Source organism: Psychrobacter sp. AOP3-A1-26, assembly GCF_052378235.1.
GTDB lineage: Bacteria > Pseudomonadota > Gammaproteobacteria > Pseudomonadales > Moraxellaceae > Psychrobacter.
Genome location: NZ_JBQSXN010000011.1, coordinates 46,521 through 58,117, shown reverse-complemented (window position 1 = coordinate 58,117; position 11,597 = coordinate 46,521). Strand labels below are relative to the sequence as shown.

General features: G+C 43.3%; 9 protein-coding genes. All 9 read left to right on the top strand.

Annotated features, from left to right (window positions below; all coding sequences use genetic code 11):
• The first annotated feature begins 314 nt into the window (after positions 1–314).
• The 9 genes from ACT3TU_RS03720 to ispD all read left to right on the top strand — a co-directional run bounded on the left by ACT3TU_RS03720 (position 315) and on the right by ispD (position 11,311).
• Positions 315–1,340: a porin gene (locus tag ACT3TU_RS03720; protein ID WP_192528993.1), complete on the top strand. Its 1,026-nt coding sequence runs from the start codon at positions 315–317 to the stop codon at positions 1,338–1,340.
• Between the two features lie 213 nt (positions 1,341–1,553).
• The gene (locus ACT3TU_RS03715) at positions 1,554–3,188 is read left to right on the top strand and encodes a CTP synthase (RefSeq protein ID WP_192528992.1); all 1,635 of its coding nucleotides are present in this window, start codon (positions 1,554–1,556) and stop codon (positions 3,186–3,188) included.
• 554 nt (positions 3,189–3,742) lie between these two features.
• On the top strand, positions 3,743–4,618 hold the full coding sequence (kdsA, locus tag ACT3TU_RS03710; RefSeq protein ID WP_192528991.1) for a 3-deoxy-8-phosphooctulonate synthase: 876 nt from the start codon (positions 3,743–3,745) through the stop codon (positions 4,616–4,618).
• Between the two features lie 27 nt (positions 4,619–4,645).
• The gene (locus ACT3TU_RS03705; RefSeq protein WP_192522842.1) at positions 4,646–4,900 is read left to right on the top strand and encodes a cation transporter; all 255 of its coding nucleotides are present in this window, start codon (positions 4,646–4,648) and stop codon (positions 4,898–4,900) included.
• A gap of 344 nt (positions 4,901–5,244) precedes the next feature.
• Positions 5,245–5,469, top strand: coding sequence for a heavy-metal-associated domain-containing protein (locus ACT3TU_RS03700; protein WP_192522843.1), 225 nt, complete (start codon positions 5,245–5,247; stop codon positions 5,467–5,469).
• A 195-nt stretch (positions 5,470–5,664) separates the two neighbouring features.
• Positions 5,665–8,031: a heavy metal translocating P-type ATPase gene (locus ACT3TU_RS03695; protein ID WP_192528990.1), complete on the top strand. Its 2,367-nt coding sequence runs from the start codon at positions 5,665–5,667 to the stop codon at positions 8,029–8,031.
• Between the two features lie 496 nt (positions 8,032–8,527).
• Positions 8,528–9,844: a phosphopyruvate hydratase gene (eno, locus tag ACT3TU_RS03690; RefSeq protein ID WP_192528989.1), complete on the top strand. Its 1,317-nt coding sequence runs from the start codon at positions 8,528–8,530 to the stop codon at positions 9,842–9,844.
• Positions 9,845–9,952: 108 nt separating this feature from the next.
• The gene (locus ACT3TU_RS03685; RefSeq protein ID WP_192522846.1) at positions 9,953–10,261 is read left to right on the top strand and encodes an FtsB family cell division protein; all 309 of its coding nucleotides are present in this window, start codon (positions 9,953–9,955) and stop codon (positions 10,259–10,261) included.
• Positions 10,262–10,552: 291 nt separating this feature from the next.
• Positions 10,553–11,311, top strand: coding sequence for a 2-C-methyl-D-erythritol 4-phosphate cytidylyltransferase (gene ispD, locus ACT3TU_RS03680; RefSeq protein ID WP_192528988.1), 759 nt, complete (start codon positions 10,553–10,555; stop codon positions 11,309–11,311).
• Positions 11,312–11,597 lie beyond the last annotated feature (286 nt).

Below are 11,597 nucleotides of genomic sequence, written 5' to 3'. Positions count from 1 at the left end.
TACTGCGAAATGCAAAAAATGTGTTGCAAATTATGTCAAAGTTGTTATGCTTGTATTCGAAGTATGAGTTTGGTAACGGATGTTACGCAATGGAGCAACAAAAACCTAAGTTTACATAGCAGTTACGTTTTTGATTCTAGCTATGTAAGTTCTGGTTTTTTTATCTTACGGTAATAGAACTTCGCCACACTTGTTTCTGACTAATCTCGGTAGCCAGTTACACATTATATCTTTGAGGATTTGTGACGATACCATTATGAGTACCAGCTAATAATAGCTCGCTCATTACTAAAATTGTAAAGTGGAGATACCCCATGAAAAAACTACTTTTAGCTACAGCAGTTGCTGCTCTATCTGTATCTGCAGCCAACGCAGCACCACAAATCTATGGTAAAGCATTCGTTACTGCTGACTACGTTAATGCTGATGACGTTATTGGTGATGATTCAAACTCGTTACAAATTAACTCAAACGCATCACGTTTAGGTTTTAAAGGCTCTGAAGCTATGACTGCCAACACTGATGTTGTGTATCAGTTAGAGTATGGCGTTGATATCGACGGTGAAGGTTCTCAAACTTTTAAAAGCCGTGATACTTTCTTGGGTTTAGCCAACAAAACTACTGGTGAGTTCCGCTTTGGTCGTAACACCTCTGTACTAGATTACGTAAACAACGTGACTGTTACTGAAGGCTTTTGGGATAACTTAGGCAGCAACACGCTTGCTGACGGTGGTGTTGTTGAAGCGCTAAATATGCAAAGCGATGAGCGTCAAGACAACTCAATCGTTTGGATTGCGCCAAAATATGCTGGCCTACCATTAGAGCTAGCACTACAGTACTCTGCTGACGAAAGCTTCGTTGAAGACAACGATGATCGTAACAACGGTTACGGTGCGTCATTGATGTTTGACCAAGGTACTGGCTACACTGCTGGTGTTGCTTATACTAAAGATATGGATGCTGGTGCCGGTGATGTTATCCGTGGTACTGCGACTGTTGATTTAGGTAAGTTCATCGCTGCACCAGTGATGCTAGGTGCTCTATATCAGCAAACTGATTATGACTTTGATGGCTCTGATAAAGAAAAAGGTCTAGTAGTAAGTGCTGAGATGGGTCTGGCTAACTTTGCTCGTCCAGCTTCTGTATACCTACAGTACAACAAAACTGATAACCTAGCTGGCTTGGAAGATTATGATTCTGACCAAATCGTCCTAGGTGGCAAGTACATGTATAAAGACAACATGATTGCTCATGCTTATATTGGTCAAAACTCAGCTGATTGGGAAGATAATGATGCTGATGTATTTGCAGTTGGTGGCGGTCTAGAATACTTATTCTAATCTAAGCATTAGAATTGTATTATAAAAAACTCATCCTTCGGGGTGGGTTTTTTTTGTTACGGCCTTTTTAATTGGGTAGTGGGCTATAATAGTGATGCGCTTATAACCGCTATACGCTAAAAACGGAATGTTTCAAAGAGTTTGTGCTTTTGCCCTATATTTTGTGCCGTATTTTTAGTAAAATCCTTCTTTACCAATTACCGACAGAGTACTATGACCAAGTTTATATTTGTGACCGGTGGGGTAGTGTCCTCACTAGGAAAAGGTATCACCGCCGCTTCTCTTGCTGCCGTCTTAGAAGCGCGTGGCGTAAACGTGACGATGACCAAAATGGATCCGTATATCAACGTCGATCCAGGGACGATGAGCCCGTTTCAGCATGGCGAAGTATTCGTCACTGAAGATGGCGCCGAGACTGATTTGGACTTGGGCTATTACGAGCGTTTTTTACGCCATTCAAAGATGAGTAAGAGCAATAACTTTACCAGTGGTCGTATTTATCAGAACGTCCTGAACAAAGAGCGTCGCGGCGAATATCTTGGTGGTACGGTGCAGGTGATTCCGCATATCACTGACGAAATCAAAAGCAAAATCATTGCTAGTGGCGAAGGCTACGATGTTGCCATCATCGAGATTGGTGGGACAGTGGGTGATATCGAGTCGTTACCGTTTATGGAAGCGGTGCGCCAAATGCAAGTAGAGCTAGGCCGTAATCGCGCCATGCTGATGCATTTAACACTGGTGCCTTATATTGCCAGCGCGGGTGAAACCAAAACCAAGCCTACCCAGCATTCGGTAAAAGAGCTACGTTCTATTGGTTTACAGCCAGATATTTTAATCTGCCGCTCTGATCATCACATCTCACAAGACAACCGCCGTAAGATTGCGCTATTCACCAATGTCGAAGAGCGTGCGGTCATCATGTGCGAAGATGCACAAAGTATCTATCAAATACCGCGTACCTTACATGAGCAAGATTTAGATGACTTAATCTGTGAGCGTTTCGGTCTTGATTTGCCAGAAGCAGATTTAAGCGATTGGGATAAGGTGGTCGAAGCGCAGCTAAACCCTGAAGCGACGGTGACAGTGGCGATGGTTGGCAAATACGTCGAGCTACCTGATGCCTATAAGTCTATCAACGAAGCATTGCTACACGCAGGTATCACTCATAAAGCGGATGTAAAAATTGATTATATCGATGCTGAGCTATTAGAGAGCGACGATAAGTTATTTGCCCGCCTGAGCGACGCCGATGCTATTTTGGTACCCGGTGGTTTCGGTGAGCGTGGCACGATGGGTAAAATGAAAGCCATTACCTATGCACGCGAAAAAAAGGTGCCGTATCTAGGTATTTGCTTAGGTATGCAGTTGGCAGTGATTGAATACGCGCGTAACGTGCTGCATATCGATGCCAACTCTTCTGAGTTCCATCGTACGGCGGCTGAACCTATCATTGGCTTGATTACCGAATGGTTAGATGAGCGCGGCGAATTACAGATTCGTAGTGACGATTCAGACCTTGGTGGCACCATGCGTTTAGGGGCCCAGCAAGCCGAATTGGTCGCTGGTAGTAAGCTTGCCCAAATCTATGGCGCAACCAATATTACTGAGCGTCATCGTCATCGTTATGAGATGAACAGTCGCTATATCGAGCCATTAGAGCAAGCTGGTATGATGGTTTCAGGGTATTCTGCCAAGCAGCATTTGGTAGAGTCGGTTGAGATTGCCGATCATCCTTGGTTCATCGCCGTACAGTTCCATCCAGAATTTACCAGCTCACCACGCGGTGGTCATCCACTGTTTAATAGCTTGGTAAAAGCCGCAAGAACTTATAGCGATAATAAATAAGCGTTAAGCTTAATGACGAACAAAACTTCAAAAAAGACTAATCTGCGGATTGGTCTTTTTTTTGGCTTTTTTATGATGATGTTTTGATTGTTGTGCAGTTAATATTATCGGTATAGTCGATTTACTATAAAAAATACAGTGCTACTGGGATAAGTTTTGCGCCGCCTTTGTCTGCGTAGGCACAGCAAGCAAGGAAAACTTATCCTAGGGCATGTCCTCAATCTGAACGAAAGCAACTAAATGGGTTAAAAACGGCTAAATCTTGCCAAACTGCGTCAAATAGCTGGCTAATATCTTGATATTATCTGTGCTACTTTCCTTGTTTGACAGCAGTTTATCTCATTTTTATCACCATTTTCAAAATGAGGACACGCCCTAGTAGCTCGCTATAATATTTGTGCTTATTTTATTGAGGATTGACTATAGGGTCTAATTACGCCCAATTACGCTTGGACACTTTTTTTCATCGGGCTATCGGTTACAATATGGGATAGACGTATTTATAACAACTATTCATACCAATTATTTATAACAATAACGAGGGCCAGCACTTCATGGAAAATTTATTAACGGCACAATCACATATTGAGCTTAATACCCCTAATAACAACACCATCAACATCGGCAACGATCAGCCGTTTGTGTTATTCGGTGGTATGAACGTCTTAGAGTCAAAAGAGATGGCGTTTGAAATTGCTGAGCAATATGTCGATATTTGCCAAAGGTTGGGTATTGACTATGTGTTTAAAGCTAGCTTTGATAAGGCCAATCGCTCAAGTCTACATTCGTATCGCGGCCCTGGATTAGAACAGGGTATCGATTGGCTTGGACAAATTAAAGAAAAGTTTAATGTGCCGATTATTACCGATGTGCATGAACCGTATCAAGCGGCACCGGTTGCTGAGGTTGCCGATATTATCCAACTGCCTGCTTTTTTATCGCGTCAGACGGATTTAGTCCATGCGATGGCCAAGACAGATGCCATTATTAATATTAAAAAGGCGCAGTTTTTAGCGCCACATGAGATGCGCCATATCGTTAATAAATGCCTTGAAGCAGGTAACGACAAGCTTATTCTTTGTGAGCGCGGCAGTGCCTTTGGTTATAATAACTTAGTCGTCGATATGCTGGGTTTTGATACCATGAAGCAGATGGATATTCCGGTGTTTTTTGATGTGACCCATAGTTTGCAGCAACCGGGTGCACGTAGCGACAGTGCTGGCGGACGCCGTGAGCAAATCACCACTCTGGCACGTGCAGGTATGGCGACCGGGTTGGCAGGGCTGTTTTTAGAGGCACATCCAAACCCAGAAACTGCTAAATGTGATGGGCCCTGTGCGCTGCGTATGAGCCAACTAGAACCATTTTTACGCCAGCTGAAGCAGATAGATGATTTGGTCAAAGGTTTTGAGGTATTGGATACGCAGTAATAACGTCAATGATGAGAGGATAAGACCATGGCAATTAAAATTGCGCAAGTAAGTATCGAAAATATCGATGATACCGAGGGGTTAGAAAGCGTGATGACAGCGCTGAAAAATATCACAGGCGTCACTGAAATTGAGCTAGATACTGATAACAGTATTGCGTTCATACGTTATGATGATACGCAAACGACCATTCATGCTTTTGTGGCGGCCATTAGTACGGTCGATTATGTCACCCAACCGTTTCCTATCGATGCCCCGCAAAATCCACGGTATGATGATTAATGGCAATACTTTGACAAACTGTACTTCTATAAAAAACACTTAAATAAAAACTGCTTTAATAAAGTTACAACCAAACGGACTTGTTGTTGACCTTGATTCGGCTTATGCTAGTTTCATACTGTATTTATAAGTATAGTTAATTTACTTTAAAACCGATACGAGTGCTACTGGAGTAAATTTTTCGCAGCCTCTGTCACGCTTGCGAACAGCAAGCAAGAAAAATTGATAACAGTAGCACGTGGTTGCTAACCTGCCAACGTATCAATTTTATTTAGAACTGCCTATATGTGTATAAAGACAATTATAAAAGCAGTGTATTCACCAATAAAAATAAGGAGCCTACCATGGCAAACCAAACCCGTATTATTAAAATCGATGGCATGACCTGTGGTGGCTGTGTGGCAAGTGTCCATACTGCTACTAGCGAAATCGATGGGGTAGAGACTATCTCTGTTGATCTGGCTGATAATTTAGCGACAGTAACCTTCGATGACAGCAAAACCAGTATAGAGGCAATTGCTGCTGCTATCGACGAGGCAGGCTTTGATGCCACCGTTGCAAACGCTTAATTGCTAATTGGGGTAAACGAAAAACCAGCTGCTATAGCTGGTTTTTTAGTGGCTGCGCTAAAGTAATGCTAAACTATGCGCATTTAACATTCATTATCATTATGTTTTTTAGTATAATAATTAAACCCTCTGTTATTTTTATGCGTGCTTTTTATATTTTATCCTATTTTACAAACGCCATATCGAGTTCTATCTATGAATGATTCTCTCCGTACCGATGCTCATAATCAGCAGCAAAACGCCTACGATGTTGAGACTGATATCCAGTCCAATACGTCGCTTGCACCCAAGCGTGCGCATTTGCAACTGGCGATTGAGGGGATGACATGTCAGGCCTGTGCATCACGAATCGAAAAGGTATTGAATAAAAAGCCTGCGATCTATGAAGTCAGTGTGAACTTCGCTGGTGAGACTGCCAACGTGGATTATGATCCGACGCAGACCACGCCTGAACAAGTGACAGAGTGGGTAAATAAAACAGGCTTTATTGCCAATTTGCAAGCGGCTGATAGTTTGTTTGCACAGACGGATGAAGATACGGCCACTCAGTACCCATGGCGCTTGATTGGTTTGTGGGTCTGTTTAGTGCCGTTCTTGGTTGGTATGGCAGGCATGCTGGTTGGTCAGGGTATGGCGTGGATGCCACCGGTTTGGATACAGTTTGTCCTAGCGACGATTGTACAGTTTGGGCTGGCATTGCCGTTTTATAAAAGCGCTTGGGCGTCTATCAAAGGCGGTCTTGCCAATATGGATGTATTGGTGGTCATTGGTACGGTGACCATTTGGGCGTATTCAACATATCTATGGCTGACACATGGCGACGGCACTTTGAATAGTCTATTGCAAAGTGGTCATGCTGGTGGTCACGGTATAGATGGCAGTCCTGCGGTATATTTTGAAGCAGGGGTGATGGTCATCGCTTTTGTGCGAACGGGTAAGTATCTTGAAGAGCGCACCAAAAAACACAGTCTCAACAGTATCGATTTATTATTGTCACTGACGCCTGATGAAGTCGAACAACAGCAGCCAAATGGTGACTTCCATAATGTCGCTTTACAAGAGGTACAAGTCGGCGATATCTTGCGTGCTAAGCAAGGCAGCCGCGTGGCAACCGATGGGATAGTTATCGATGGCAGCGGCTGGTGTGTAGAAAGCCATTTAACCGGCGAGTCGGTACCGCTTAAAAAAGAGCAGGGTGATGGGATATTGGCAGGGGCGTTGGTAGAAAACGGTAGCTTGCTCTACCGCGTACGCGCCAAAGGCAGTGATACCAAGCTGGGTGATATGGTACAAGCACTTAGCGATGCCCAAGGCTCAAAAGCCAATCTGGCGCGTCTGGCAGATAGGGTCACCGCTATTTTTGTGCCAGTAGTGGTGACGATTGCCTTGGTCACTTTTGGGCTGACGTGGTGGTTGACCGGTATGGTTGATACAGCATTAATGCACGCAGTATCGGTACTGGTGATTGCCTGTCCGTGTGCGCTTGGCTTGGCCACACCAGCCGCTATCATGGCAGGTATGGGGGTTGCTGCGCGTCATGGTGTCTGGTTTAAAGACGCGCAAAGCCTTGAAGCTGCTGGTAGTATTGATACGGTCGTACTCGATAAAACTGGCACATTGACCATTGGTAAGCCGACCATCGTCGATCAGGTGATGGTCGATAAATCACTTGCTGTTGACGATGTATTACAAATTGCCGCCAGTGTCGAAGCGCATGCCAGCCATCCGCTCGCCACTGCGCTTATTAATGCTGCTACCGATCGTCATTTGCCATTAATGAATGTGACTGATATCAGCGTCATCAAAGGCGCAGGTATTCAAGCAAACATCGAAGGGCTTGGACTGGTAAAAGTCGGCACCGCAGAGTTTGCTAATTTGACGCTGCCTAAGCTAATGCCAAAAGTATGGCAAATTGCCAGTACCGTTGCTATCAGTATTAATGATGAAGCTTTGGGTGCTTTCGCTTTAGCAGACGACTTAAAGGCAGATACCCCGCAGGCCATTACTGCGCTACAAGATGCTGGTATTAATGTCATTTTGATGAGTGGTGACAAACAATCAGTCGTTGACCATGTAGCAGGGCAGCTGGGTATCGCGCAAGCGTATGGTAAAATGAGCCCGCGTGACAAAGCCAGCCAAGTGGCTTTATTGCAAACGGCTGGTCATAAAGTGGCGATGGCAGGCGATGGTGTCAATGATGCGCCAGCGATGGCAACTGCAGATGCTAGCTTTGCGATGTTTGAAGGTACCGATGTCGCCCAGCACAGTGCGTCTGCACGCTTGATGGGTGAGTCATTGATGCATATTGATGCGGCGCAGAAAATCGCTAATGCGACGGTGCGTAATATTAAGCAAAACCTATTTTTTGCCTTTATCTATAATTGTTTAGGTATTCCGCTGGCAGCTTTTGGTTTCTTGAATCCTATGATTGCTGCTGCTGCTATGGCGCTTAGTTCTATTTCGGTATTAATGAATGCGTTACGCTTAACCCGATTTAAAACAAAGGTAGAGCTTGATAATACAGTATCGAACTCTAGGGCGTGTCCTCAAACTAAACAATAATACCTAAATGGGCTAAAAATGGCTAAATTTTGCCAAACATCGTCAAATAGTTGGCTAATATCCCGATATTATCTGCACTATTTTCCTTGTTTAACGGCAATTTAACTCATTTTTATCACCATTTTTAAAATGAGGACACGCCCTAGTAATAAAAGGCAACCACTCACAAAATCATAGGATTACTATCACTTTTGATATCATAGGCAATGAGACAGATAAATAATTATCAATATTGCTAATAGTGCATAGTTTTATGGCGGTAAGTTGCTGTAAGGTAAGGGCAGTTTGGCAAAATTTATGCTATGATGCCAAGCACTGTAGCCAACAGTTAAGGTACTAAAAAAACCTTTAATAATGCTTAAAAATAGCCGATTATATAAATAAATAAGGCTGTTTTTGGCGCATTGCTATACGATATTTTGTTTTATCTTTTTATATTCTAGTTGCCGTTATTTATCCCATAAACTTGGCATGACCAAAGGAATTAACAGACATTATGTACGCTGAAGAAACCAACAACGTCACCGCAATTAAAGACATTCGCGCTCGTGAGATTTTAGACTCGCGCGGTAACCCAACGATTGAAGCCGATGTTATCTTAGCTGATGGCACTATCGGACGCGCTGCAGTACCCAGTGGTGCATCAACCGGTTCACGCGAAGCCGTTGAGATACGTGATGGTGATCAAGATCGCTATATGGGCAAGGGCGTCAGAAAAGCAGTTGCCAATGTCAATAGCCAAATCCGTAGCGCTTTAATGGATAAAGATGTTAGTGAGCAGCAGAACATCGATGACACTATGATTGCGCTCGATGGCACGGACAACAAAGACAACCTTGGTGCCAATGCCATACTTGCGGTCTCACTTGCTGCAGCAAAAGCCGCGGCTAAGTCACAAAGTCTACCACTGCATCAATATATTGCTAATCTGCGTAATCAGACATCATTGACCATGCCTGTACCGATGATGAACATCTTAAACGGTGGCGAGCATGCAGATAACACCGTTGATATCCAAGAGTTTATGATTGAGCCGGTTGGTTTTACCAGCTTCTCAGAGGCGTTGCGTGCTGGTACTGAGATTTTCCACAGTTTAAAGTCAGTATTAAAATCTCAAGGTTTAAGCACCTCAGTCGGTGACGAAGGTGGTTTTGCACCAAACTTGCGTAGCAACGAAGAAGCCATCACCGTTATCATGCAAGCGATTGAGCAAGTCGGTTATAAAGCAGGCGAAGATATTCACCTAGCCTTAGATTGCGCGGCTACTGAGTTTTACAAAGATGGTAAATATATCTTGGCAGGCGAAGGCAATAAAGCTTTTGATAGCCAAGGATTTTCAGACTATCTAGTTGGATTGGCGCGTCAATATCCGATTATCTCTATTGAAGACGGTCTTGATGAATCAGATTGGGATGGTTGGAAATATTTAACTGAGCAAATCGGTGATAAAGTCCAATTGGTTGGTGATGATTTGTTTGTAACCAATCCTGTTATCCTGCAAGAAGGTATTGATAAGCATATTGCCAATGCTATTTTGATTAAGTTTAATCAAATCGGCACATTGTCTGAAACGCTAGATGCGATTTATCTAGCGAAGAAAAATGGCTATGCAACCATTATCTCGCATCGCTCAGGCGAAACCGAAGACAGCACCATTGCTGATTTAGCCGTGGGTACAGCGGCTGGTCAAATCAAAACTGGCTCGCTATGCCGTTCAGACCGTGTCGCAAAATACAATCAGCTACTACGTATCGAGCAGCAAGTACGTGCCAGCTATCGTGGCCGTGAAGAGTTTATCGGTCTACGTGGTTAATAATCGGGGCTGATAACCAATGCTAGGCGATAGGTGGTTTTAAGTATCGTCTAGCAATATTTATTGGTTTTATTCCATTGTTTCTATATCGTTTGGCGCTATCCTTTTATGAAATACTTTAGCCAATTTATACTACTTGCTTTAGCCGTTGCGGTACTTTTAGGACTGCAATACCAGTATTGGCTGGGTGAAAATGGTCGGTTTGAACATAGTAAGCTGATGACTGAAGTCGAAGAGCAACAGCGCTTGAATGACAATCAAGTCTCGGCAAATAAATTATTACGTACGGACGTAAATGATTTAAAAACGGGTCTTGAGGCCGTAGAAGAACATGCGCGTTTAGATTTAGGTCTAATTAAGCCAAATGAGACTTTTGTACAAGTATCAACGGCACCGACGACACATAGTCGCTATTAATTTTTATTAGCATCAGCGTTTATGATTAATCGTTTTGTTTGTCTTTTGAATGTCACATTTCTATCAAAATATACTTCCTTCTTATCTTATCAGCATACAGTGGATCCATAATATAGTGGAGTCGCTTTAAAAACGATACCGTGCTACGGCTATAGTTTTTCTTGCTTGCTGTTCGCAGGCGTGACAGATTCTGCGAAAAATTTATAGCCGTAGCACGTCATTACCATCGTATCGCTTTTATTTCAAACTGACTATACTATGCTACGAACACTGCCTTAAGAGCATTACTCTATGCACAGCACCCCTAATATATATGCCATGATTGTCGCTGCTGGCCGCGGTAGTCGCTTTGGCGCGTCTATTGCCAAGCAATACACCAAGATTGGAGAGCAGACATTGCTACAGCACAGCGTGGCGCGGCTCGCTGCTAGTGCTTATATTGATAAATGCCTATTGGTGGTAGCAGCAGATGACAGTACTGCACAGGCATTGAGTTTTGCCTTGCCTATCTATTATGCTATGGGCGGTGCTGAACGCTGGCAGTCTGTGCAGGCAGGGGTAGAGGCTATTAGCAATGTAGGTGCTGATGATGCAGATTTAGTCTTAATACACGATGCCGCGCGTCCTGCTGTGCCCAGCCATGATATTGATGCAGTGATTCAAGCCGCCATGTTAGAGCCTTACGGCGCTATATTAGCGACCCCAGTTGCTGATACTCTCAAACAGTCTTATAAGCACTCTAAAGCGCCATACGAGCGTCTGAATGACTCTTTAAGCGTCGATGAGGACATTTCCAACGCTTATATCGAACAAACGATTGAGCGCAATAACATATGGCAAGCTCAAACGCCGCAAGTATTTCGACTTGGTCAATTGAGGCAAGTGTTAGAGTATGTCGCTGCGCATAATCTTGCTATTACTGATGAAGCCAGTGCTTTTGAACACTTAGAGTTGCCCGTTCGTCTAGTGACTGGCAGTCGCCAAAACATTAAGCTCACCTATCCTGATGATGCCATACTACTCACCGCCATTCTTGCTGCACAATCGTAATCTTACTGACTATAGCGAATAACCTCCCACCAGATTGATGCTTATCCAAATTCTCATAAGTTTGTATTCTTTCATTCATTGCGATCTCCGGTCAGCGATTTATTGTGTAATTCGCATCTGAACATATTTTGAATTTCAGAGTTCAATGTTTCTAATATTATCGTTCAGCATTCGTAAGTCATTATTTAATATAAACATATATTGCTTTGATGACCAAACTAGCCTATGATGTAACTAACTTAATACAATTAATATAAAAGTTTACAAAATCAATAATATAACAAGC

Excerpts from the sequence above, each read along its gene's own strand:
- ACT3TU_RS03720 (WP_192528993.1), top strand. The coding sequence starts at position 315 with ATGAAAAAACTACTTTTAGCTACAGCAGTTGCTGCTCTATCTGTATCT.
- ACT3TU_RS03695 (WP_192528990.1), top strand. The coding sequence starts at position 5,665 with ATGAATGATTCTCTCCGTACCGATGCTCATAATCAGCAGCAAAACGCC.
- kdsA (WP_192528991.1), top strand. The coding sequence starts at position 3,743 with ATGGAAAATTTATTAACGGCACAATCACATATTGAGCTTAATACCCCT.
- ACT3TU_RS03700 (WP_192522843.1), top strand. The coding sequence starts at position 5,245 with ATGGCAAACCAAACCCGTATTATTAAAATCGATGGCATGACCTGTGGT.
- ispD (WP_192528988.1), top strand. The coding sequence starts at position 10,553 with ATGCACAGCACCCCTAATATATATGCCATGATTGTCGCTGCTGGCCGC.
- eno (WP_192528989.1), top strand. The coding sequence starts at position 8,528 with ATGTACGCTGAAGAAACCAACAACGTCACCGCAATTAAAGACATTCGC.
- ACT3TU_RS03685 (WP_192522846.1), top strand. The coding sequence starts at position 9,953 with ATGAAATACTTTAGCCAATTTATACTACTTGCTTTAGCCGTTGCGGTA.
- ACT3TU_RS03715 (WP_192528992.1), top strand. The coding sequence starts at position 1,554 with ATGACCAAGTTTATATTTGTGACCGGTGGGGTAGTGTCCTCACTAGGA.
- ACT3TU_RS03705 (WP_192522842.1), top strand. The coding sequence starts at position 4,646 with ATGGCAATTAAAATTGCGCAAGTAAGTATCGAAAATATCGATGATACC.